At 53.5% G+C, this 24551-nt stretch carries 17 protein-coding genes and 4 tRNA genes; 18 read left to right on the top strand and 3 right to left on the bottom strand.

Annotated elements, in window-relative coordinates; translation table 11 throughout:
* The first annotated feature begins 169 nt into the window (after window positions 1–169).
* Window positions 170–2749, top strand: coding sequence for a bifunctional aconitate hydratase 2/2-methylisocitrate dehydratase (gene acnB / locus ACFQ1Z_RS01975; protein WP_379055112.1), 2580 nt, complete (start codon window positions 170–172; stop codon window positions 2747–2749).
* A 199-nt stretch (window positions 2750–2948) separates the two neighbouring features.
* Window positions 2949–3944: a crotonase/enoyl-CoA hydratase family protein gene (locus tag ACFQ1Z_RS01980; protein ID WP_379055114.1), complete on the top strand. Its 996-nt coding sequence runs from the start codon at window positions 2949–2951 to the stop codon at window positions 3942–3944.
* A 42-nt stretch (window positions 3945–3986) separates the two neighbouring features.
* Here the strand turns inward: ACFQ1Z_RS01980 and ACFQ1Z_RS01985 are convergent, their stop codons facing one another.
* Window positions 3987–6113 (bottom strand): ATP-binding protein, encoded by a 2127-nt coding sequence (locus ACFQ1Z_RS01985; protein WP_379055116.1) that lies wholly within the window; start codon window positions 6111–6113, stop codon window positions 3987–3989.
* Between the two features lie 289 nt (window positions 6114–6402).
* Here ACFQ1Z_RS01985 and ACFQ1Z_RS01990 point away from each other — a divergent pair, with 289 nt between their 5' ends.
* A complete protein-coding gene (locus ACFQ1Z_RS01990; protein WP_379055118.1) occupies window positions 6403–7533 on the top strand; it encodes a DUF2914 domain-containing protein in 1131 nt (376 codons plus the stop codon).
* A gap of 3 nt (window positions 7534–7536) precedes the next feature.
* Here ACFQ1Z_RS01990 and ACFQ1Z_RS01995 read toward each other — a convergent pair whose 3' ends face one another.
* A complete protein-coding gene (locus ACFQ1Z_RS01995) occupies window positions 7537–8376 on the bottom strand; it encodes a 23S rRNA (adenine(2030)-N(6))-methyltransferase RlmJ (RefSeq protein WP_379055120.1) in 840 nt (279 codons plus the stop codon).
* A 109-nt stretch (window positions 8377–8485) separates the two neighbouring features.
* Here ACFQ1Z_RS01995 and ACFQ1Z_RS02000 point away from each other — a divergent pair, with 109 nt between their 5' ends.
* From ACFQ1Z_RS02000 to ACFQ1Z_RS02040, 9 genes are all read left to right on the top strand, one after another.
* Window positions 8486–9196: a cation diffusion facilitator family transporter gene (locus ACFQ1Z_RS02000; protein WP_379055122.1), complete on the top strand. Its 711-nt coding sequence runs from the start codon at window positions 8486–8488 to the stop codon at window positions 9194–9196.
* Window positions 9197–9245: 49 nt separating this feature from the next.
* The gene (locus tag ACFQ1Z_RS02005) at window positions 9246–9425 is read left to right on the top strand and encodes a tautomerase family protein (RefSeq protein WP_379055124.1); all 180 of its coding nucleotides are present in this window, start codon (window positions 9246–9248) and stop codon (window positions 9423–9425) included.
* A gap of 53 nt (window positions 9426–9478) precedes the next feature.
* A complete protein-coding gene (uvrC, locus tag ACFQ1Z_RS02010; protein WP_379055126.1) occupies window positions 9479–11278 on the top strand; it encodes an excinuclease ABC subunit UvrC in 1800 nt (599 codons plus the stop codon).
* A 51-nt stretch (window positions 11279–11329) separates the two neighbouring features.
* Window positions 11330–11911 (top strand): CDP-diacylglycerol--glycerol-3-phosphate 3-phosphatidyltransferase, encoded by a 582-nt coding sequence (gene pgsA / locus ACFQ1Z_RS02015; RefSeq protein WP_379055128.1) that lies wholly within the window; start codon window positions 11330–11332, stop codon window positions 11909–11911.
* Between the two features lie 107 nt (window positions 11912–12018).
* Window positions 12019–12094: transfer RNA gene (locus ACFQ1Z_RS02020), tRNA-Gly, on the top strand.
* 61 nt (window positions 12095–12155) lie between these two features.
* A tRNA-Cys gene (locus ACFQ1Z_RS02025) sits at window positions 12156–12229 on the top strand.
* 5 nt (window positions 12230–12234) lie between these two features.
* A tRNA-Gly gene (locus tag ACFQ1Z_RS02030) sits at window positions 12235–12310 on the top strand.
* 79 nt (window positions 12311–12389) lie between these two features.
* Window positions 12390–12474 (top strand) — tRNA-Leu (locus ACFQ1Z_RS02035).
* A 338-nt stretch (window positions 12475–12812) separates the two neighbouring features.
* Entirely contained in the window at window positions 12813–13280 is a 468-nt protein-coding gene (locus tag ACFQ1Z_RS02040) for a hypothetical protein (RefSeq protein ID WP_379055130.1), read from the top strand.
* Window positions 13281–13331: 51 nt separating this feature from the next.
* On the opposite strand, the gene ACFQ1Z_RS02045 is transcribed toward ACFQ1Z_RS02040, so the two are convergent.
* Window positions 13332–13562, bottom strand: a complete 231-nt coding sequence (locus ACFQ1Z_RS02045) for a hypothetical protein (RefSeq protein WP_379055132.1) — start codon at window positions 13560–13562, stop codon at window positions 13332–13334.
* A gap of 201 nt (window positions 13563–13763) precedes the next feature.
* On the opposite strand from ACFQ1Z_RS02045, the gene ACFQ1Z_RS02050 reads away from it, so the two are divergent.
* The 6 genes from ACFQ1Z_RS02050 (at window position 13764) to ACFQ1Z_RS02075 (ending at window position 24454) form a co-directional block, all read left to right on the top strand.
* Window positions 13764–14150, top strand: coding sequence for a hypothetical protein (locus ACFQ1Z_RS02050; protein ID WP_379055134.1), 387 nt, complete (start codon window positions 13764–13766; stop codon window positions 14148–14150).
* Window positions 14151–14279: 129 nt separating this feature from the next.
* A complete protein-coding gene (locus ACFQ1Z_RS02055) occupies window positions 14280–14663 on the top strand; it encodes a hypothetical protein (protein ID WP_379055136.1) in 384 nt (127 codons plus the stop codon).
* Window positions 14664–14845: 182 nt separating this feature from the next.
* Window positions 14846–15076, top strand: coding sequence for a hypothetical protein (locus tag ACFQ1Z_RS02060; protein WP_379055138.1), 231 nt, complete (start codon window positions 14846–14848; stop codon window positions 15074–15076).
* An 87-nt stretch (window positions 15077–15163) separates the two neighbouring features.
* Window positions 15164–16147, top strand: a complete 984-nt coding sequence (locus ACFQ1Z_RS02065) for a YihY/virulence factor BrkB family protein (protein WP_379055140.1) — start codon at window positions 15164–15166, stop codon at window positions 16145–16147.
* A 194-nt stretch (window positions 16148–16341) separates the two neighbouring features.
* On the top strand, window positions 16342–16590 hold the full coding sequence (locus tag ACFQ1Z_RS02070; protein ID WP_379055142.1) for a helix-turn-helix domain-containing protein: 249 nt from the start codon (window positions 16342–16344) through the stop codon (window positions 16588–16590).
* Window positions 16591–16933: 343 nt separating this feature from the next.
* Window positions 16934–24454, top strand: a complete 7521-nt coding sequence (locus ACFQ1Z_RS02075) for an O-linked N-acetylglucosamine transferase family protein (RefSeq protein ID WP_379055144.1) — start codon at window positions 16934–16936, stop codon at window positions 24452–24454.
* Window positions 24455–24551 lie beyond the last annotated feature (97 nt).

Here is a 24551-nt window from a genome sequence, read left to right on the forward strand (position 1 = left end):
TGTCATTTTGACCAATTAATGGAATGTTACAAGCAATTAACATTCTGACGGATGGACTGGATTATAATCAAACGAGAAGAAATCTCTCGGTTAGACGATAGCACTCTTGCTGCAAGAGATCGCCAGCCCATCCCCTCCGACTTTGTTTTATTGATAGAGCCTAGATCACATGTTACAAGCATACGATACCCACGTTAAAGAACGCGCCGCGCAAAACCTGCCTCCCTTACCACTCAATGCCGAGCAAGTCGCTGCATTGGTCGAGCTATTGAAAAGCCCGCCCGCAGGCCAGGAGGCTTTGCTGGTTGATCTGCTTGAAAACCGTATTCCTGCCGGCGTGGATCAGGCGGCTTATGTGAAAGCAGCTTTTCTGGCTGATGTGGCGAATGGCACTGCCAGTTCGCCTCTGGTCAGCGCTGAAAAGGCCGTGGAATTGCTGGGCACCATGCTGGGTGGTTATAACGTGCAGGCTTTGGTCGCATTGCTGGACACAGCGTTGGCGCCACATGCTGTGAAAGCACTTTCTACCACCATCCTGATGTTTGATGCGTTTCACGACGTTGACGAAAAAATGAAGGCAGGTAACCCGCATGCCAAGGCCCTGATCACCTCCTGGGCCAATGCGGAGTGGTTCACCAGCAAGCCGGCACTGGCAGAAGAGATCAAGCTGGTGGTGTTCAAGCTCGAAGGTGAAACCAATACCGATGACTTAAGCCCGGCACAAGACGCCTGGAGCCGCCCGGATATCCCCCTGCATGCCAAAGCCATGCTGGTGAATCGCATGAGCGATGGCCTGGCCACTATTGCCAGCCTCAAGCAAAAAGGCTTGCCACTGGCTTATGTGGGTGATGTGGTCGGCACCGGTTCTTCGCGTAAATCGGCGATCAACTCGGTACAGTGGTGGATGGGTGACGATATCCCGTTCATCCCCAACAAGCGTACCGGTGGCGTAGTCATAGGCAGCAAGATCGCGCCTATCTTCTTTAACACCGCTGAAGACTCCGGTGCATTGCCTATCCAGTGTGATGTCTCCGGCCTGAATACCGGTGATGTGATCGTCATCCAGCCATATGCAGGCAAAGTATTGTCCGAATCCGGGGCGCTGCTGGCCACATTTGAAATGAACCCTATCACCTTGCCCGACGAAGTGCGTGCCGGTGGCCGTATCCCGCTGATCATAGGCCGCGGCCTGACTGCGAATGCGCGCAAAGCTCTCAACCTGCCGGAAACAGAAGTGTTCATCAAAGCTATCCCGGCCAAGGATACCGGCAAAGGCTATACGCTGGCGCAAAAAATGGTGGGCCGTGCCTGTGGTTTGCCTGAAGGCTTAGGCGTGCGCCCTGGCACCTATTGCGAGCCTAAAGCGACCACGGTGGGTTCACAGGACACCACTGGCGGTATGACGCGTGACGAACTGAAAGAACTGGCTTGCCTGGGCTTTAGTGCCGACCTGGTCATGCAGAGTTTCTGCCACACTGCGGCTTACCCCAAACCGGTGGATATCAAGCTGCAGCACGAATTGCCTGAATTCATGTCCAGCCGTGGTGGCGTCAGCCTGCGCGCCGGCGATGGCGTGATCCACTCCTGGCTCAACCGTTTGATTTTGCCGGATACTGTGGGTACTGGCGGTGACTCGCATACGCGTTTCCCTATAGGCATCAGCTTTCCGGCCGGTTCTGGCCTGGTTGCGTTTGCCGCTGCCACTGGTGCCATGCCACTGGATATGCCGGAATCGGTACTGGTGCGTTTCAAAGGCGAGATGCAGCCTGGTATCACCTTGCGTGACCTGGTCAATGCCATCCCTTACGCGGCGATCAAGGAAGGTACTTTGACCGTAGGCAAGCAAGGCAAGAAAAATGTATTCAATGGCCGCGTGCTGGAGATAGAAGGCTTGCCGGACCTGAAAGTGGAACAGGCGTTTGAACTGGCTGATGCGTCGGCTGAGCGTTCGGCCAACGGTTGTACCGTATTGCTGAACAAAGAGCCGGTGATCGAATTCCTGAACTCCAATATCGTGTTGATGCAGAACATGATAGAAAACGGTTATGCCGATGCGCGCACGCTGGAGCGTCGCATCGCCAGCATGAAAGCCTGGCTGGCGAAACCGGAGTTATTACAGCCGGATAGCGATGCCGAATATGCGCATATCATAGAGATAGACCTCAAGGATATCACCGAGCCACTGGTGGCTTGCCCGAATGACCCGGACGATATCAAACCTTTATCTGCCGTGGTGGGTGACAAGATCGATGAAGTGTTTATCGGCAGCTGCATGACCAATATCGGCCATTACCGTGCCGCAGGCAAGGTGCTGGAAGGGGCGGGCGGTATTCCTACCCGCTTGTGGATCGCACCGCCTACGCGTATGGATGAAGCGCAATTACGCGCCGAGGGCGTGTATTCCACCTTTGGCGTTGCCGGTGCGCGTACCGAGATCCCTGGTTGTTCCTTGTGTATGGGTAATCAGGCGCGTGTCGCCGACAAGGCCACGGTGTTCTCTACCTCTACCCGTAACTTTGATAACCGTATGGGTAAGGACGCCCGCGTCTACCTGGGCTCGGCTGAGCTGGCGGCAGTGTGCGCCAAGCTGGGCAGGATGCCATCGGTGCAGGAGTATCTGGACACCCTGGGCACCCGGCTGACCAATACGGCAGAGATCTATAAATACCTCAATTTTGACCAAATGACACAGTATGCGGATTCGCTACAGAATGTGAAAAAAATCATTCCTATCCAAGAGACTGCATAAGCGGTTTTAGGTGGCAGATAAAAGGGAGCTCAGGCTCCCTTTTTTGTTTGCAATCAGAACGTATCCTTGCAACTGTAAAACTCGTAGTACTGTTCCTAGTTTTGATTATGATGTGTTCATTGGCGTAAATATTTTGCTGGATATGCAGCACATTATGCTGATTTCATTGACTATTTTTTTCACTGCTAAGGAGAAACACATGACACCGTTTGACCAAGGATTAGTTAATTATCAACATCGTTTACTGGCACATGATTATGGTCAGGTATTCTGCCGTTTTGATGCCAAGCAACAGGCTTTATGGAGCTATCTGCATCAACCGCAGCGCATTCCTTGCATCAACCACGAGTTGTTGCTCAACCTGCATAGCCATCACGAAGACATACAGCGTAGCGGCGGCTATGTACAAACAGCCGACCAGGAAGTGCTGCCTATCAAGTATTCCATTTTTGCATCGGCTACCGCAGGCTATTTCAATATGGGTGGCGATCTGCAAAAGATGGCGCTGGCGATACGCAACCAGGACAGGGCGCAGTTACAGGCTTATGCCAAGCTGAGCATAGATGTGGTGGCGCAGCGCGCATTCCGTTTCAATCTTGAGCATGTCACCAAAATATCCTTATTGCAGGGCGAAGTGCTGGGCGCGGGTATAGAAGCGGCATTGACCAGTGATGTGCTGATCGCAGAGCGGCAGGCTGTATTTTGCTTCCCGGAATTATTTTTTAACATGATCCCCGGCATGGGCGCTTATAGCTTTATCGCGCGCAAAGCCGGCATGGCCGTGGCCGATAAAATGATACTGGGTTGCGAGCGCTTTACTGCCGAGCAGTGCCTGGAAATGGGCCTGATAGATGTGGTGGTCGATGAAGGAGAGGGCGAACAGGCAGTGCAGGCCTTTATCCAGAAAAACAGCCGCCAGTCAGAAGGCTTTTTATCCGCGCAGAAAGCCAAGGCCAGGATCAACCCGCTCACCTATAGTGAGCTGGAAGATATCGTCAATGTATGGGTGGAAAATGCTTTGCGCCTGACTGAGCGCGATCTGAAAGTGATGGACCGTTTTTATCGTGCCCAGTCGCGTTTGTTCCCTGAACAGGAAGTGGCAGGCCAGGATGCACAAGCCAGGCACGACATCACACCGGCGAACGCACAAGTGAGCGACATGCAAATGGTGCAGCACCATGCAGTGAATCAATAGTGCCAGCGTACGCTATTGATGCTTAAGACCGCAGATGCCCTGTCATTTGTTTGAACGTTTGGAAGAAAGCTTGCTGCGATAATGCTGCAGTTGCGTACGCGTTTCTTCATAGACATCAACAACGGCTTGATAAAGGCCGGAAATGGTTTGGGCATCTTCCATACTTAAGCCTAGCAGGCGACGGCTGTGCTTGCTGAGCGGGATCAGCCCCATATTGGCAGACTCCCCGGCCAGGGTGTGCGCCAGTTTATGCACGTGCTCGAATTTAAGGTCCAGGCATTCGGTGCCCAGGGCGCGTATCATGTCATCGGTCGTTTCAATAAACTCGGTGATCAGTCGGTACAAGAAGGCTTCACTGCCACCCAGTTTCAATAAATGCTCCATACGGTCATTGTCCAGCAGCGGTTCGCTGTGCGGGGTCATGCTGGCTATTTTTTCAGTGGTAAGCTCAGTGCGCGGGCTGCTGGTGTTGAGCAGGCTTTGCGCTGCGGCTGCGCGCGCGACACGCGTCGCCGGTTTGCTGGCCGGTTTGTCGCCGGTGCCCGTTTCTATGGTCTGCGCAATGGCTTCTATCAGGCTTTGGATCTGCCGCGAGATCACCGGCTTGGTCAGCACTTGGTAAACACCGGCGCTCAGGCAGCGGTCCTGGGTGGTCTTGGTGGCATCCGCGGTGAGTATCACTGTGCGTAGCGGTTTGCTACCTGGCAGGGCGTGATAGATATTGAACACTTCCAGGCCATTCATTTCCGGCATGTTGTAATCGAGTATCATCAGGTCAAACTGGTTGTGTTCCAGTGCATCCAGCGCCTCGTCGCCATTGTCAGCGGCCTTCACCACGCAATGCATGCGCTGCAATGTTTCATTGAGTATCATGCGGTTGACCACATTGTCGTCGGCGATCAGCACGCGTATCTTTTTGCGGAAACGAGTATGGCTGCTCAGCGGCACAACATTAGAAGTCATTTCAAGATTGACCTCATTTGAAACATGTTGTGCAGAAGGTTCGCCGTGCGCCAGCGGCAACAGCACTTCAAATGTGGTGCCATTGCTCTCATCGCTGGTGACCTGGATCTTGCCGGCCATTAATTCGACCAGTTGCTTGGCGATAGAAGTGCCCAGGCCAGTGCCGCCATAACGCCTGGTGATGCTGCTGTCTGCCTGGGTGAAGCTGTCAAAAATATGTGGCAGTGCTTCTGGCTTGATGCCTATGCCGGTGTCGCGGATATGGAATTTGAGCACACTCATATTGGCATAGTGCTGTGACACACTGACCACGACATCGACGCCGCCGTGCTGGGTGAATTTGATGGCATTGGCCACCAGGTTCATCAGTACCTGCTCGATATGGTGCATGCTGCCTACATAATGGCGTTCAACCGTAGGGTCCAGATTAAAGCGTAACCATAGTTGTTTGCGCTCGACCTCGATCTGGAACATCAGTTGCAAACGCTGGATCAGGTCGGGCAGATAGAATGGAATATCTTCCAGGTCTATCTTGCCCTTCTCGATCTTGCTGATATCCAGCACATCATTGATCAGTTTTTTCAGGCTGCTGGCAGAGGCACCAACCATTTTCAACAGTTCGGACTGTTTTTTATCCAGCTTGGATTGCGCCAGTAACTCACTGGCACCAATAATGCCGTTGAGCGGGGTACGCATTTCATGGCTTATATTGGACAGGAAGTTGGTTTTGGCCTCATTGGCCTCGCCGGCTTGTTTGGTGGCTTTTTCCAGGCTGATCTGCAAGCGCAGGGTATGCGGTGGGATCAGCAGCAAAGTCAGCAGAAAACCATAAGCCAGGTGCTGATGCTGGTTCCAGTAGGGGTTAAGGTATAAGGTGATGCTGAAACCGATCAGGCTGAGTACATAACAGCCTTTGAAGAACTTGGTGCCATAACGCAGGCCGTAGCCTATGATCAGCCATAAATAGATGCCTATGAATACGCCGGCCATGGCACCGGAGATCATTTGTTCCACCGAGGTGGCGGTGATATCCATCACCATGGCTATCCATTGCCGTCTTTCATTTTTCTGCGGATTGCGCAGAATATTAAACAGCATGAGAAAGCCGCAACACAGATAGATCAGACAGACGCCTACCGGCTGAAAACTGCTGCCATTGAATAGCAGATATAGCGTGATAAAACTGACAAAGGTAACGCGTATCAATGCCTGTTCAGTTTCATTGCTGACAGATTTGATTTCGTTTAACTTATAAATTATTTGTCTGAGTAGATCACGCATGCTTCATGGCGGCCGCAGTTATGTCATATCGGGTTAGATGCCTGTCATTAGGCATCTTTCTATAGATATATAACGGACGCATCTTAAGATAACTTAAAGTTTAACAGGCTGGATTTGATAATCAAAGAAAGTTTACCTTTTAAACGCTATGCAGTGACAGTAACTGCAGGATATGGTAAAAAAGCCTATGCTTTGCTGATTTTTAGCCCTCAAAATGACTGATCCCACACTCCCCACACCTGATCCTGTCCCTGCCTCTTTTCTCTCCCGTTGCCTGAACCGCACCCGGGCGGTGCTGCCAATTTCGTTTTTCATAGGCGGGTTTGTCTGGGATGCCATCACCATAGGCAAAAAAGTCGCCATGCTGGATATGGTGATCTTTGCTTTATATCTGCTGATGGCGGCGATACTGATGTATCAGCTGGCTGAACCTTCTACTGGTGCACGGCGCGTGGGTGAGCGGTTGTTGGGCTGGCAGTGGGTGCAGAACAATGTGTCGCGCTGGGCAGTGCATGACTGGCCTTACTGGATACTGCAGTTTCTGTTTGGCAGCGTGTTGAGTGCGCTGTTCATCCTCTATTTTAAAAGCTCCAGTTACGGCCTGGCCTGGGTGCTGACATTGCTGTTAGGCGCCTTGCTGGTGGCAAACGAATTTATGGAAAGTGAATACCGGCGCCTGAGTTTATGCTGGAGCATGTTCGGCTTGTGTTCCATCCTGTGGTGCAACTTTGCTTTCCCTTTTCTGTTTGGCAGTGTGCATGCGGCCTGGTTTTATCTGAGCACGGTGCTGGGTGCCACCATCACCTATGTGCTGTACCAGCGCGCACCGCGCCATGCCGGGCGTATCTGGCCGGTGTGGGCGATTGCAGGCCTGCTGATGCTGGCCTACCGCGCCGATATGATCCCGCCGGTGCCGTTGGTAAAACAGGCGGTGGTGGTCGCTTATGATCTGGAAAAGTCAGAGCAGGGCTACTGGATGACGGTAGAAAAATCGCCGTGGTGGAATTTCTGGCGCGTGGATAATGATCATTTTTACCTGGCACCGGGGCAAAAACTGGTCTGTTTTTCGTCGGTGTTCGCGCCGCAAGGCTTGCGTACCAAGCTGGTGCATGACTGGCAGAGAAAAGTGGGCGGGCAATGGGTCAGCGTGTCTACACCGGGGTTCTCACTGGCGGGCGGCAGGGATAATGGCTACCGTGGCTATACCTATAAAAGCAATGTCACTGCCGGCGAGTGGCGGGTCAGGATACAGACCGCCACCCGGCAGACCATCGCGGTCAGCGGTTTCAGCGTCAGTATAGGGGAGCCGTCAGCGCTTAATCATCGCGTACGCATACGCTATTAAGGCTTAGCGTTGCTGGCCTTCACACCAGGCGCGCGCATGCGCGTCCTGTGCCAGGGTCTGCGCCAGCCAGTCCAGCTGCGGTTCAACTGATTGCCGCAGGGTCCAGGGCGGGTTGATCACCCACATGCCGCTGCCATGCATGCCAAAACCGTCGCTGCTGGCTTGTTGTACATCGAGGCAGATATGCAGATAATCGGTATTCAGGCTGCGCAGTTTATCCAGCATCAGTTGCGGTTCTGGCCGCTGTAAACGCGGGTACCAGATTAGGTAAGTGCCAGTAGCAAAGCGCTTCAGGCTGTCTTTGATGCAATCCACCACCCGCATATAATCGTCCTTGACCTCATAAGGTGGGTCTATCAGTACCATTGCGCGTTTGCTGGGTGGCGGCAAACAGGCTTTAATGCCCTCGAATCCGTCTTTGGCCTGTATCACCACCTGCCGTTTTCTCGCGCTGAATTGCTGTTCCAGCAACGCTGCATCGGCAGGGTGCAGTTCAAACAGACGCAGTTTATCGTCAGCCCTTAAAAAATGGTCGGCAATACAGGGCGAGCCGGGGTAGGTATCTTGGCCGCTGCTGGCATGCGTAGCTGCAATGGCTTGCAGGTAGCTGGCAAAAGCCTCAGGCGCAGCGGCCTGCTGCAGTTTGGCGATGCCGGCCAGATACTCGGCCGTTTTATTGGCCACAGCGCTATCCAGGCGGTAAATGCCGGCGCCGGCATGAGTATCTATCACCCAGTAAGGTTTATCTTTCTGGTTAAAGTAATCCAGCACCAGGCTATAAACCCAATGCTTGAGGACATCGGCATGATTGCCGGCGTGAAAGGCGTGGCGGTAACTTAACATGGCAGGGCTCTTGAACAGCCGCTATTATAAGCCACAATACGGTGCTGGCCGCGGGCATTTTTCTGCCGGCCTATTGTAGTCGCCACCCAAATTGCATTAGCATGCAGGCATGGATAAAGCACACACCGAACACTCTGAACACCATGATTGCGGTTGTTCAGAACATCATGGACACAGTGAAAAACATGGCCATTCGCATGATGAGCATGGCGAGCATGCACATGACAACCCTTTCCTGATCCCATTTCTGGCCATCACCGCGTTTGCAGTGGTTGAATTTGCCGGCGGCATCTGGACCCAGTCGCTGGCGCTGTTAAGCGATGCCTGGCACATGCTGTTTGATGTGCTGGCACTGGGCCTGGCCATGTGGGCGGCGCAGCACGCGCGTAACAGCCAGTCAGCCAGCCGGCTGGAACTGCGGGTTTCCATGGTCAATGCCGTGTCCATGCTGGTGGTGGCGGTGTGGATCATCATAGAAGCCATAGAGCGGTTCAGAAATCCGCTACCGGTGGCGGGTGGCTACGTCAGTATCATTGCCGTTCTGGGCCTGCTGGTGAATATCTATGTGGCCAGACATATGCATCATCAGCACCAGCACCATGGTGGTGACGCCAGTCTGAATCACCGGGCGGCTTTTTTGCATGTGCTGGGTGATTTGCTGGGCTCAGTCACTGCCATAGTGGCAGGCGTGGTGATTTATTTCACCGGCTGGGTGACTATAGACCCACTATTGTCTATCGTGATCTCGCTATTGCTGCTGGCCGTCACCCTTAATCTGATCCGGGACATACGCCGCGGCAGCATAAGTCACACGCACTAGACATCCCCCACATTAATCAGCAACCACATTAACCTGAAGGAGAATCAGCATGCCTTATGTGAATATCAAACTGGCAGGTTCCGTGACTAAAGAGCAGAAGAAGCAGATCGCCAAGGAAATCACCGAAACCCTGACCAGACATGCGCAAAAACCTGCCAACTACACCTACATTGTATTTGAAGAGGTGGCTTATGAAGATTGGGCGATAGGCGGCGAGTTGCTGGGCTGACGCCGTTCACAGCTACACCTTCAAACCCGGGCACATGCGTGTAAAATACGCGCATGTTTGATAGCAAACCCATACTGAAGAACCTGCCCAATCTGCCCGGTGTTTACCGCATGCTCAATGCGGAAAGCACGGTGATTTATGTTGGCAAAGCCAAAGACCTGAAAAAACGGGTTTCCAGTTACTTTAATAAAAACCTCAACAGCCCGCGAACCAGAATGATGGTGTCGCAGATCGCGGGCATAGAAACCACAGTGACGCGCTCAGAGGCGGAAGCTTTGCTGCTGGAAAACAATATGATCAAAGGCTTGATGCCGCGTTACAACGTGGTGTTCCGCGATGACAAGTCTTACCCGTATATCAGCCTCACCGGCGACGCTTTTCCCCGGCTGGCATTTCATAGAGGCACGCAGCGTAAAGGCCATCAGTATTTTGGGCCTTTCCCTAATACGCTGGCGGTGCGCGAAAGCATACAGTTATTGCAAAAGGTGTTTAAACTGCGCACCTGTGAGAATACGGTTTTTGCCAATCGCTCCCGCCCCTGCCTGCAATACCAAATCGCACGTTGTACCGCGCCTTGTGTAGACCTGATCTCGCAGGAGAATTACGCGCATGACGTGCGGCATGCCGCCATGTTCCTGCTCGGCAAAACCAATGAAGTGATCGATGCCATAGGCGATGAAATGAACCAGGCCGCCGCCGAGATGGAGTATGAACATGCCGCCATCCTGCGCGACCGCATGCAGGCCTTGCGCCAGGTACAGGCCAAGCAGTTTGTCAGTGATTTCAGTGTCAGCGACGCTGATGTGATCGCCTGTGTCGAAGCCCAGGGCCAGCACTGCATCAACCTGGTCATGATACGTGGCGGACGCCATCTGGGCGATAAGAGCTTTTTCCCCAAGAACAGCCAGGACGCCGAGCTGACGGAAACCGTAGAAGCCTTTCTCACGCAATATTACATCTCGCAGAACACGCCACCATTGCTGGTATGCGGGGCCGAAGTCGATAAAGACGAATTCGAGGAAGTGCTCAGCGAGCAGGCCGGGCGCAAGATCCGCGTGCTGACCAATGCCATAGGCGACAAAAAAGTCTGGCTGAAAATGGCGCAGACCAATGCCGAACTGGCCTTGCAGCAACGTATGGCCACCTCTGCCAACCAGCACGCACGCCTGCTGGCATTGCGCGAAGCGCTGCACCTGACCGAAGCCACAGAGCGTATCGAATGCTTTGATATCAGCCACACCATGGGCGAGGCCACCGTAGGCAGCTGCGTGGTGTTTGACCGCGGCGATATGCAAAACAGCGAATACCGGCGCTATAACATCACTGGCATCACGCCAGGCGATGATTATGCCGCCATGCGCGATGTCTTGACCAGGCGCTACCGCAAAGTGGCGGCAGGCGAGGGCAAACGCCCCGACCTGATATTTATCGATGGCGGTAAAGGCCAGTTAGGTGTGGCGATAGAAGTCATGCAGGAAGTCGGCCTGGACGATATCCTGCTGGTAGGCATCGCCAAAGGCGAAGAACGCCGGCCGGGGCTGGAAACCATGATCTTTTCCGATACCGGCGAAATGCTCAATCTGCCCACCGATAACATAGGCCTGCACCTGTTGCAGCAGATCCGTGACGAAGCACACCGGTTTGCCATCACCGGCCATAGAGCCAAACGTGCCAAGGCGCGTATCACCTCCAGTCTGGAGGAGATAGAAGGTGTAGGCGCCAAGCGGCGCAAGGCACTGCTCATGCGTTTTGGTGGCCTGGATGGGATAAAAAGTGCTAGCATAGATGAAATTGCCCAGGTGGAAGGCATTAGCCAGGCGCTGGCGCAAAGCATATACGAGCGCCTGCATTAAACCTTCTCCAGCGACGTACTTACCAGCGACCTCAATCAGAAACAGAACTCTATGTGGACTATCCCCAACCTGCTCACCTTACTGCGTATCGCCATGATCCCGGTGTTTGTCGGCGTATTCTACCTGCCTGCCAACGCCGTTTCAGCCCAGGGCCTGCCTGCGCACTGGGTGAACCTGGCCGCTGCCTCCGTCTTTATCCTGGCCGCCTTTACTGACTGGCTGGATGGTTACTGGGCGCGTAAATACCAGCAAATGTCCAAATTCGGCGCCTTTCTTGACCCGGTGGCCGATAAATTAATGGTGGCTGCAGCGCTGATCGTACTGGTGGAACTCAACCGGGTAGGGGCAGTGGTCGCCCTGATCATCATAGGCCGCGAGATCGCCATCAGCGCTTTGCGTGAATGGATGGCCAGCATAGGTAAAAGTGCCAATGTCGCCGTTGCCGTGGTGGGTAAAGTAAAAACTGCCGCACAAATGCTGGCCATTACTTTATTACTCTGGTACGACCCGCTGTTCGGATTAAACATCCAATGGTTAGGAGAATGGCTGATCGTCATCGCTGCATTATTGACCCTGATTTCCATGGGGTATTACCTGCGCGCAGCCTGGCCTGCCATCCGCGAAACCATCTAAAAAAGCAATCCTGCTAAAAGTCAGGTTTTTTCATAAATCTTCCTTGACACAGGGTCAAAAATCATTAAAATGCCAGCTTCCTTACGACGCATGGCGCAAGGAAATACGCGGGAATAGCTCAGTTGGTAGAGCGCAACCTTGCCAAGGTTGAGGTCGCGAGTTCGAGACTCGTTTCCCGCTCCAAATTCAGGGGAAAGCACAGCTTTCCCTTTTTAACATAAGATGTTTTTATGTTGTTGGTTCTGGCGCGATAGCAAAGCGGTTATGCCGCGGCCTGCAAAGCCGTTTAGGCCGGTTCGACTCCGGCTCGCGCCTCCAGATATGCGGGAATAGCTCAGTTGGTAGAGCGCAACCTTGCCAAGGTTGAGGTCGCGAGTTCGAGACTCGTTTCCCGCTCCAAATTTCTCACAAGCACGACGCCTGTCAGGCTATGCAAAGCTTTTCAAGGTGGTAAAATATCCAGCTTGTCAGACCTACCGCCCGGATGGTGAAACTGGTAGACACAAGGGACTTAAAATCCCTCGCCGCAAGGTGTGCCGGTTCGATTCCGGCTCCGGGCACCAGTACAATTACTTGAAAACCAGCTCATGAGCTGGTTTTTTTGTTTTTAACGTTCAGAAGCCCTCAGCTTTTCCCTCCCCCTGTTTTCGTGCATTCTTGCAGTAAACACTGTGCATGTTCAATCTTATATCCGTGCTGAGGGTGCGCTTTTAGCGCGTGGTCTGAAAATCATAGGCTGAAGAAAGAGTGAAGATATGCTATTTGTTGCATTCAAACGCGCAGGGAACTGCAGCTGCATCAAAATGTCTGTCTGGCTGCGGGCACACAGCCTGCTATACAAGCAGGCGCTGGCGTTTTAGTATGCTGATTATCTATGCATGCAAGTCTGGATATAAAAACCATGAAGTCTCTGATTCTGGCACTCACCTTACTCACCTACGCCTGCAGTGCGGGCGCAGAAAAAAGCACGTGGTTCGCTAAGTCATCCAGACTGCTGTTATCCAAGGAGATGAATACCTGCCATGATTACCGCAATGCTGGCAATATCCCTGCTTTTAAAGACTGTGTCACCTCTAAACTGAATGCCTATGACCTGATCAAACAAAAGATGGATGACCCGGCAACCAGCCCGCTGATAGGTGAGTCGGTATGTGTGGACAAGATCAGGTCCAGTTTTGAATATGGTGCGCGCTGCATGACTGCCGCAGTGGATATCTGCAAGCAGGATAGCGCCGGCAATATTGCCAACCCACTGGCTTGTTTACGCACTTTCTCCAGCCCCGCCTGGCAGAGCAACCCGTCAGCCATGAAACTGGATTTCACCGCGCCTGTCAGGAAAGAAGACGAAATAGGCAAATATATACAGTAGCGCTCACATGGCTGCGCTTGCAATCTGGCCTGATATTTAAAAAATCTCTATTCAAGGGATATATATCTCCGGATAAAACTCAGAAGCTATGTCCTGTTCTACATTGTTTGCCGCGGGAAATATGATGTCCGGATTGTAAGCATCCTGATTGCCGGTGTCGGCATCTTGCCCGGCTTTGTCAGTATGCCTGCGATTGAAGCACGTCGTTTCAGGGTCGCTGGCTTCTACATCGTGATGCTTAGAATGCGCAGTGCAATTGTGTGCATCATGATTCAAAGTCATGCAGAGCCCCTTTCACATTGAATGGCAGTCCGTGCTTCCTTAAACCCTTAAAATAGAGTGCTATGCATGCAATTTCTAGACAGAAATATCTGATAAACATGTAGGAGTCTGCCTAAATTTTGAAGTTTTTTTTCAGCAAGATAGTGCAAGCTTGCGCCTGCGGTTTTTTTTGCTATGATGGGGTCATAAACAGGAGTCTTTATGAAAACCCTTTTACTTCTGCTGCTAACGATTTCAGTGTCTGCCTGTATCAGTACGCCTGAGGTCAAGAACCGCGAAGTCGCGCCCACCCAGAGTTATCAATTTGAGGGCGACGATGCGCCGACCAAGATTACCGGCCTGCTGGAAAAATATGGCAATGACTGGGCATATCACGGCGCTTTTCTAACAGTGCAGATAGGCAACGAGAAGGTGATCGTCAGAAGGCCAGTAGATAGCTACAATTTTTCCGGTGTGATAGGCGGCGGTACTTACAAGGATAAAAAGGTCAATGCATCGTGCATAGGCTACCCGGTGACAGATCGCTGGACCGATGTGCGTTGTACCGTGTTCGTTGATAATCAGCAGACAGTGACACTGAGTTTTTAAGGGGATGGGGCTGTTTAGCGCATTGCCACTTCGCATCTGCGTAATAAATAAGCAGTTTTTCTCTGTTTAATCAACGCTTTAATCGCTGCAAAAATAGTTACCCTGTAAAAAAATATAACGGGGGTGACCATGAACTTCAATAATATCAATGCGGCCGGTATGGCCGGGCCTGGCAATATCGAACTCAGGTTCGCTAAAAAAGATACAGACGGTTCAGACCTGGCAGCCACAGAGCCAGGCACGCCGGCCAGTAAGACTTTCCTGACAGAATCCGCTTCCAAAAAAGTGAGTATCAAGGACCCGTACCAGGAACTCAGTGATTTTATGAAAATGACAGATGCACAGAAGATGCAATATCTGTGGCTGAAAAAGCATGGAATCTCGCCCGAAGAGTTCGAGTCCATGAGCGGTGAAGATAAGCAGAAGCTGGTTGAAAAAATGCAGCAAGAGCTGGAAGCGCAAATGAAAAAGGCTATCGAGTCGCCTGATCAGTCATCCGCAACTTTGGTCTAGTTTCACCATGCCTGATATTTGCTGCGTCAGTCATTTCTGACAGCAGAATACGTCTGTGACTTATGCCTTAGCGCTAGCGTAAACGCTATCCTGAAACCGTTGCTTGTGATGGGCCACACTCATCACCGCATAAAACGGTGCCTTTTATGGCCCCGTTTACGTTTCAAGCATAGGAGTAGCATATGGCAGACTCAGCCACCCCCTTATTTGAGAGCCAGGGCTATGCCCTCAGTGAGTTGTTCATCAAAACCTCAGCGCAAGCCTATACGCAGTGGGGCTACCTGCTGACCCACCCGGATCGCTCATTTTCCGTATTCAACGATAAAGTCACTGCCCTGCAGCATTTAGAACATTGTCTGCATGGCGAACCGCCAGACAAGCTGCAAACCTCGCCGGATGAATTGATCTTGTAGGAAGACATGACGTCATCCCCCAGCACCTCGTCGTTGATCACCACAGATTAGTGCTCACCCCTCACTCACAAAATCAAAGCGAACACGATGACCATGAAAGAAGTTTGGGTACTCATTAAAAGTGCATTCACCGCCTGGAGTGATGATTACGCGCAAAGCATGGGCGCGGCGCTGGCTTATTACACCATGTTTTCCATCGCGCCCTTATTGCTCATAGTCATTTCCATCACCGGCATTATTTTTGGCCAGGAGGCCGCCCGTGGCGAAATCTTCGGCCAGTTGAATAACCTGATGGGCGAGCAGGGTGCCATGGCAGTGCAGACCCTGCTGGAAAGCACCAGCCAGCCAGCAGAGGGTGTGACGGCGACCGTGATCGGCATCGTCTTGTTACTGGTTGGGGCGACTAGCGTATTCGGTGAGTTACAGAACTCATTGGACCGCATCTGGAAAGCGCCGGTGGTGACGACTAGCGGGATCTGGAACCTAGTGCGGGCGCGGCTGCTCTCGTTTGGCATGATCCTGGGCATAGGCTTTCTGCTCATGGTGTCGCTGGTGTTCAGCGCCGGTTTATCCGCCATGAGTAAATGGTGGTCGCCGGTACTGGGTGGCTGGATAGTGGTGGCAGGTATTTTTAACTTTATCTTCAGCTTTTTATTGACCACCGGCATGTTCGCCATGATTTACAAGATCATGCCGCGCGTGAATATACGCTGGAGCGAAGTGTGGATAGGCGCTACGCTGACCGCCGCCTTATTCACGGTCGGCAAATGGCTGATCGGTATCTATATCGGTAAAAGCGCGATCTCCAGTGGCTATGGCGCTGCCGGTTCATTGCTGGCATTGTTGATCTGGATCTATTACTCGGCGCAGATCTTCCTGGTGGGTGCTGAGTTCACATGGGCCTATTCACATATATTCGGCTCACGCAAAAATAAGGAGATGCCGCCAGAACTGAGCGATGCCCTGGCTGAAAACGGCGCGAAGGAGCTGGACGCTGACAGTGAAGTGGCTAAGACTGCACGCGCCAAAAGCACTAAACCCGCACGTAAACCACCCGCCAAAAGGAAATAATGCCAGTAAAGCTTATTTTGTCATTTTAATATTATATAAACTTGTATAATGTAGGAGTGTTATCCCGCCTGAGTGTATTTCTGCAGTGCTTGACCTGTATCAATCTGATCAGGCTGCAACAGATCTATGCTGAGACTATTCTATGTTAAGACTATCGGGAACGTTCCAGGTATTAAAGTGAGTGGAAAGTAGTTGTGATTTACGTTGAATTAAAATCAGTCATCCTTAAAAAACAATTGGCGTGGGGTAGAACCATCACCATCACCGAAATCGCCGATGCCAGCGGTATCAGCCGCATGACCTTGCACCGTATGCTCAAAGATCAGACCTATAACGCGAGCACGGATCACCTGAATAAATTATGCGCTTACCTGCAATGCGCCTTATATGACCTGGTGCGCTGGGAGCCTGATAGTCCTGCGCTACAGGAGTATGTGGCTTAAGCAGCCTTAGTCTCACTCTCTCCGCAACAGTCGGTCAGGTTTTTGCAAACGCTTGTTTACGGCGGATCGCAGGCAAACTTTAATCACTTCGTAGTGACAGCAAAAATCCCGCAAACCCGCAGTTTTGCCTGGTTTTAAGGCCAGGCAAGGGCTGGCAGGGCATATCGGCCATTAACGCCAGTTTGAAACAGCTAAGTTGACTGGTTTTTCCCGCTTTTTTTCTGCAATCCATCACGCCACAAATTCACAATAATAAGAGAAATTTTTTGGAATTTCTTTTATGCGTCAGTCGTCCGATGTCTTGCCGTCCGCTCCTTTCCCGCAAAGGGATTGTAGCTATTGGATGCAACAGCTGGTTGAAGCCTGGAAACAGGCTGACTGGACCAAGTGCCTGACACTGGCGCAGAAGATCACCACCGACTTTCCCGATGAAGGCCTGGCCTGGAAATTATTAGGCAGCCTTTACCAGCAACAGGATCAGCTCACAGCAGCGGTAGACGCTTTTAGCCAGGCGGCCAGGCTGCTGAAAAAAGACGCCGAGGTGTTTTATAACCTGGCCAATGTGCATGCGCAATTGCAGCAGCATGCCCCAGCGATCAGGCATTACCGCCACACCCTCAAACTCAGCCCGGCGTTCAGCCGTGCCTATGCCAACTGGGCCAGTGTGTTGAAAAAAACCGGCCAGCTCAAAGAGGCGGAAAAATTATTGCGTCGTGGCCTTAATCTCCACCAGCAAGATGGCCGCGTCAATTTTGAACTGGCGACCTTGCTGCATGAAGCAGACAAGCCGCTGGAAGCGATACAGTATTATCGCGAAGCAGCGGCTATAGAGCCTGGTAATGCCATCATCTTTTTTAATATGGCAGTCGCGCTCGAGCTGTTGGGTAATGAAAGTGAGGCGATACAGGCCTATGAAACGGCGATCGCCCACCAGCCCGACTACGTAGAAGCCTATAGCCACCTGGGCGCGCTGTACCTGAAAAAAGCCAATTTTGAAGAAGCCGAACAATGGTTACTGGCCGGCTACGCCGTTAAGCCGCAAGAGCTCTCCATACTCAAGCACCTGGCCAAGTTGTACCGGGTGACGCAACGCACACGCGAGTATCAGCACTACGTGGACCAGGTCATGCAGTTGCAGGACTTTAACGCCGAGCAGCTGAATAATGTGGCCGCCGAGTTGCTGGACCAGAACCTGTATGCCGAGGCCGAGCGCTATTGCAAGAAAGCCCTCGAGCAGGACCCCGGCAACCCCTATATCTATGGCAATCTCGGACTGATTGATAATGCGCGCTCTGCGTTTGACAAAGCCTGCCTCAACTTTGAAAAAGCCCTGGAGTTACTGCCTGACTCAGAAGTGATCCTCAGCAATTACAGCATCAGTCTACGTCTGCTGGGCCGCTATCCTGAAGCGATCGCCAGCCTGGAAAAAGCCATCTCGCTCAAGCCTGACCACCTGTCAGCCTATATCAACCTGAGCAGTATCTACCTCGATCTGGGGCAGGCTGAACTGGCGATAGAATTGCTGGAAAAAGTGCTGGCACAAGACCCCGGCCATGTGATGGCCTTGCGTAACCTGTTGTTTTCGGACAGCTATGTCAATCATCTGACAGAAGCACAACATAGCAGCTATGTGGCCAGACTGGGCCAGTTGATGATGCAAGATGTGACACCGTTTCAGTCATGGAACCTGCATCAGGACGACCAGCGTCTGCGCGTAGGCATAGTCTCGGCAGACCTGAGACGCCACCCGGTGGGATATTTTATTGAAAACTGGGTAAAGCATTTCAACCCCGGCCAACTGGAGGTGTATGGCTATTCCACCGATGGCCGCGAAGATGTACTCACACACGAATTAAAAGGCCACTGCAACGAATGGCGCTCGCTGGCCGGCCTGACCGATGAGCAGGCTGCGCGCCTGATACACAACGACGGCATTCATGTGCTGCTGGATCTGTCTGGCCTGACCGGTGGCACACGCCTGCCGGTGTTCGCCTGGAAACCGGCACCTGTGCAGGCAGCCTGGCTAGGCTACTGGAGCACCACTGGCCTGCCGGTCATGGATCATGTGATCGCTGACCCGGTCAGCGTCAATGCGCAGGTGGCACAACGCTTTACCGAGCAGATCGCCTATCTGCCGCACACCAGGTTATGTTTCACACCACCGCCATTCGAGATCGCCGTCAATGCCTTGCCGGCTGCAGAATCCGGACTGGTCACTTTTGGCTGCTACCAGAATTACACCAAGGTGACCGACCAGGTGTTAACGCTGTGGGGACGTATTTTTGCCGCGCAGCCGGCAGCCAGGTTACGCTGGCAGTGCAAGGCATTCAACGACGAAGCCGCCAGGGCAGAAACCGTGGCCAGACTGGCCAGGGTAGGTATCAGCGCCGAGCGTTGTGACTTGCTCGGCATGGTGACACGTGAGGCTTACCTGAACAGCCATCATCAGGTGGATATGATACTGGATAGCTTTCCTTTCAGTGGCGGCACCACCACCTGCGAAGCATTATGGATGGGCGTGCCTACGCTGACATTGCTGGGCGATACCCTGATAGGCCGCCAGGGCGCGAGCATGATGACTTGCGCCGGCCTGGCTGATTGGGTGGCAGACAGTGCTGACCAGTATGTGGAAAAAGCCATAGACTTCGCCAGTGACTTGCCAGCTTTGGCTGCCACACGCGCAGGCTTGCGCGCGCAAGTCTTGCAGTCACCGTTGATGGATGCTGCACGCTTCGCCCAGGATTTTGAGGCCCTGTTATTCAGCCTGTGGCAACAGGCCAGCTCCAGCCTGGCTCAGCATCAGCTGCTGGCGCAAGCACCGGTGCAGGCGCAATTCAGCGGTGAGCAACCGGTCTGGATAGTCAGCGCCACCCGCATGACAGAATCAGCCTTCTGGCGCGATGCCGCCCTGGGCAGATCCTTAAAACGCCATATGCGTCAGGACGCACGTCTGGTAGCACGCATCGCTTATGAAAACACGCGTGGCCTGTCCGAGATCTTTAATGACGCCATCGCTGCTGCCCCCGATGATGCCTTGCTGGTATTTATCCATGATGATGTGTGGATAGACGAAAACGCCTTTGTGCAAACCATGGCTGACGGCTTGCAGCAGTATGACGTGATCGGTGTCGCCGGTAACGCGCGTATCCAGCCCGGCCAGACCGGCTGGTGCTTTGTCGATACGCAATTCACCTGGGATGACACTGCTTACCTGCGTGGCGCAGTCAGCCACGGGCAGCATGCCTTCGGCCCGGCCTCAGCCTATGGCGCAGCGTCAGGCGCTACGCAATTGATGGACGGCGTGTTTCTGGCGGCTTACAAAAAACGCCTGCTGCAAACACAGGTGCGTTTCGACCCCCAGTTTGACTTCCATTTTTATGACCTGGATTTTTGCCGTACTGCCACGGCTGCCGGATTGCAACTCGGCGTGTGGCCGCTGCGTATGACACACCAGAGCGGCGGGGCGTTTGGCACCCAGCGCTGGCGTGATAAATACCTGCAATACGCGCAAAAGTGGGAAACCGCACCAGCTGTCCCTTCTGCAGCGCTGCAAGACTCTATCGCAGAGGTATTTGACCTGGCGGCAGAGCAGCAACAGCAAGGGCAGTATCAGTCAGCCCGCGAGTTGTACCAGGAGATCCTGCGCATACACCCGCAGCATGCCTTGTCACTACATAACCTGGGCCTGATCGCCTGGGAAGAACAACAATACGCGCCAGCGATCGCATTATTTGAGCAGGCTTATGCGCTGGCACCTGAGCAATGGCAATTGCTGCGCAATTACCTGCACGCCTTGCACACCAGCGCTGACCCTGCTTTCGAGCGCGTGTTGGCGCAGGCATTGCAAACTGGCCTGCACACCGCAGCCGTGAACACTTTGCTGGCGTCATGGGGTGTGGCCGAACAAACCAGCGCCGTATCACCGCTGCAAGCAGAAGAGACCGCCTTGCTGGCGCTGTTCGAGCAGGCACAATACGCCGAAATGCAGCAACGCCTGGATGCGTTGTTGCAACAGCACCCGGACTGGTTGACTGGTTGGAAGATGCTGAGTGACGTGCGCATGCTGCTGAAACAGGACGCCCGCGAGCCGGCCAGCCGTGCGCTGGCACTCAATGCGCAAGACCCGGTCGAGCATTGCTATTACGGCCTGGTGCTGAAAGCCCAGGGTGAGTTGAGTGCTGCCGCGCTGGCTTTTGAGCAGGCGATTGCACTGAAACCGGATTATGCCGCCGCCTACAACAACCTGGGCATAGTGCTCAAGGACCTGGGCGCAGTGGATAAAGCCATCAGCCACTTTAAGCAGGCACTGGCATTGCAACCTGGCGATGCCGGTTGTTTCAGCAACCTGCTGTTTTGCATGAGCCACGCGCAAAACATTGCAGCAGCGGACTTGTTGCAAGCGCACCAGGCCTATGCCGCATTATATGAGGCACCGTTAACCGCGCACTGGCAGCCACATGGCAATGACCGTGACCTGGAGCGGCCGCTCAAGATAGGCTTTGTGTCTGCGGATCTGCGCGCGCACTCTGTCCCGCACTTTCTCAAGCCATTGCTGCTGGGCCTGGCGAGCGATCAGCAACTTGAATTGCATGCCTATTACAACCATGCGCTCAGCGACGAAGTCAGCACCCAACTGCGCCAGTACTTTGCCAGCTGGAAAGACGTGGCGGCACTGACAGATGAGGCGCTGGCTGAAAGCATACGCCACGATGCGATCGATATCCTGATCGATCTCTCCGGCCATACCGCAGGTAACCGCCTGCTGACATTCGCCAGAAAACCTGCGCCAGTACAGATCAGCTGGCTGGGCTATATGAACACTACCGGCCTCAGCGCCATGGATTATTACCTGAGCGATGACGCTTTGACGCCAGCCGGTGAGTTTGATGCCCAGTTCACCGAAAAACTGGTGCAACTGCCGCTGAATGCGCCATTTATGCCAGACGCCAGCATGCCTGATGTGGCAGAACTGCCCGCATTGCGCAATGGATATATCACTTTTGGCTGCTTTAACCGGCCGAACAAGATCACGCAGCAGACAGTGGCATTATGGGCGCAACTCATGCAGGCAGTACCCGATAGCCGCATGCTACTGGGTGGCATGGCCGCCGCGGATGATCACAGCCATCTGTACAGCTGGTTCGCGCAGGCAGGCATTACTGCTGAAAGGCTGACATTTGTTGCGCGTAGCAGCCTGCCTGACTATTTGCAGCAATACCAGCAGGTGGATATCTGCCTGGATACTTTTCCTTCCAGCGGCGTGACGACTACCGCGCATGCCTTGTGGATGGGGGTACCTACACTTTGCCTGAGCGGTGACCGTCTGAGCAGCCGGGGTGCCATGGCCCTGATGCAACATGCAGGCCTCCATGACTGGGTCGCTGGTGATGCGCAAGCCTGGGTAGAGCAGGGGGCGGCCTTGTGTGCTGACCTTGCCACACTGGCACAAGTTCGTACCGGCATGCGTGACCGCTTGCAACAGTCATTATTGTCACAGCCTGCCAAATTGTCAGCCACGCTGGCTGATGCATTACGTGTGATGTGGCGACGCTGGTGCCAGAACCAGCCGGCACACTCTTTTAACATGCAATTGCTGGCAGAAGACAGCGACGCACTGGCGTCACCTGCCGCGCAACTCACCGGAAACAAACCTATGACCGGCAGCAAAAAAATCACCTCAAAAGGACCCACCATGGAAACTTTAGCGACAAAACCCGCACCTGCAGAAACAGCTAGCGCCGCACAAGCTGTAAGCCAGCAGACACTGGAGCAATCAGTTGAAGAAGTGTTGCAACTGGCGATACAACACCAGGAAAAAGGCGAGTTGAACGCAGCTGCTGCCTTATACCAGGAGATACTCGCTATAGAGCCCAAACATGATGTGGCTTATTACGGCCTGGGGCTGATCGCCTTGCAGGAATCGGCAAAGACCGCGCTGCCATTGCTGGAGCAGGCTGTGATCCTGGCCCCGCAGACGCAGGATTACTGGACCGCTTATGTGCATGCCCTGATGCAGACCACAGACCAGAAAGAAGTGACTGAAGTCATCGCTTTCGCCAGACAGCATGGCTTGTCCGAAACGGCGATAGAGCAATTGAGCCAGGCCTGCCAGGAATTTTATGCCCAGGCGGCCCCAGTGGTCGCCGCCCCGGCCGTCGCTGCCAGCCAGAAACCAGCCAGGGTAGGTGGTTATATCTACCGCGCGCAGGATAATTTCTACCAGCGCGCGCAGGTAGAAGCGTTCGGCTACCAGGATGCCGGCAATGCCGAGCAGCGCCTGTATGACATCATCCGCCAGGCACGCGACAAAAGCGTGTTTTCCGATGAGCTGGCTGCCAAAGCCACAGACTGGCCCAGCTACTACCACCTGACTTCGCAACGTGCCAACCTGTTGCGTCCTTTCGCCGACAAGATCGCCGGCGGCAAGGTACTCGAACTGGGCGCCGGTTGCGGTGCCATCACGCGTTTTCTCGGTGAGCTGGGCGGCGAGGTGGTTGTCGTTGAAGGCAGCCCTAACCGTGCCCGCATCATAGGCCAGCGCTGCGCCGAATTACCGAATGTCAACGTCTTCTGCGACCTGATCCAGTCGTATGAGACAGATGAGAAATTCGATGTCGTCACTTTGATAGGCGTGCTCGAATACGCGCAAGTGTATGTCAAGGAAGCCGATCCATTGCGCACCCTGCTGCAAAAAGCCAAGGCTTTCCTGAAAGAGGACGGCATGCTGATCGTGGCGATAGAGAACCAGCTGGGCCTGAAATATTTCAACGGCGCACCTGAAGACCATATGGGCCAGGCCATGTATGGCATCAACGATTCCTACAGCACTACCAGCCCTATCACTTTCGGCCGCGTAGAGCTGGATGCGCTGATCCGCAGCGTCGGTTTTGAAACCACCGAGCTATATGTGCCATTACCGGATTACAAAACACCGGTCACCGTCATCTACCCGGAAGGCTTTAACACCGCGCACAAGGCCGCCGGCTGGGATATCGGTGCCCTGGCCGCGGGTTCAGTCGTGCATGACAGACAATCACCCAGACATCCTACCTTCTCGCTGGAAAATGCCTGGAAAGTGCTGGCGCGTAACAACCTGGTAGAAGATATGGCCAACTCCTTCATGTTTGTGGCTTATCCAGAAAAACAGGCTGCGAAACAGCACCCCGACGTACTGGCCGCGCATTATGGCTGCCAGCGCCAGGCAGTGTTCAGCAAAGAAACCCAATTCGTGCACGCTGACCAGGCGGTGACTACACGCACCCGCAGCACCGCAGAGACCGCAAAATTGTTGCAGGCAGATTGGGAGCTAGCGCCTTATCACGACGGCACGTTGTGGATGGACAAGCTGACCCAGCTGGTCAACCGTCCTAACTGGCGTGTGGAAGACCTTTCGGCATGGGCAAAAGTCTGGGTCAGCGCGCTGGCAGCCAACACCACTCAGGGTGTGCATACCCTACCAGAGTTTGCCGGCAAGACAGATCTGCTGCCTTCACAATACTTTGACGCCACACCGACCAACTTCGTCGTTGATGCGCAAGGGCAGGGTCATTTCTTTGACCTGGAGTGGGATTTCGCCATCCCATTGCCGGTGTCTTTCGTCGCCCTACGTGGCCTGTTCCTGACCCTGCACCGTATCCGGGGGTGCGCCAAACCGCATGCAAGTACGCCTTCCAATATCGGTGGCTTGTCACTGGCAGTGCTGGAAACCCTGGGTTATACCTACCAGGATCATGAGTTGCAGGCGTTTATCAGCGTCTTCAACCGCTTGCAGAACCTGATCCAGGGCCTGCCGGAACAGCATGTGAATGGCTTGACAGCGGAGTTTTCGCGCGCGGCATTGCCGGTGAGGCAGTTGTTTACTTAATGGATTAAGAGTGTGTGTGAGCTGGGCCTGCTGTTGAAAATGGCAGGCCATTTTTTTATGGGTGCTGGATATGAAGATCAGCAGGTTAAAGAGTGCG

It is taken from the genome of Methylophilus luteus, from assembly GCF_042676265.1.
Taxonomy (GTDB): Bacteria; Pseudomonadota; Gammaproteobacteria; order Burkholderiales; family Methylophilaceae; genus Methylophilus; species Methylophilus luteus.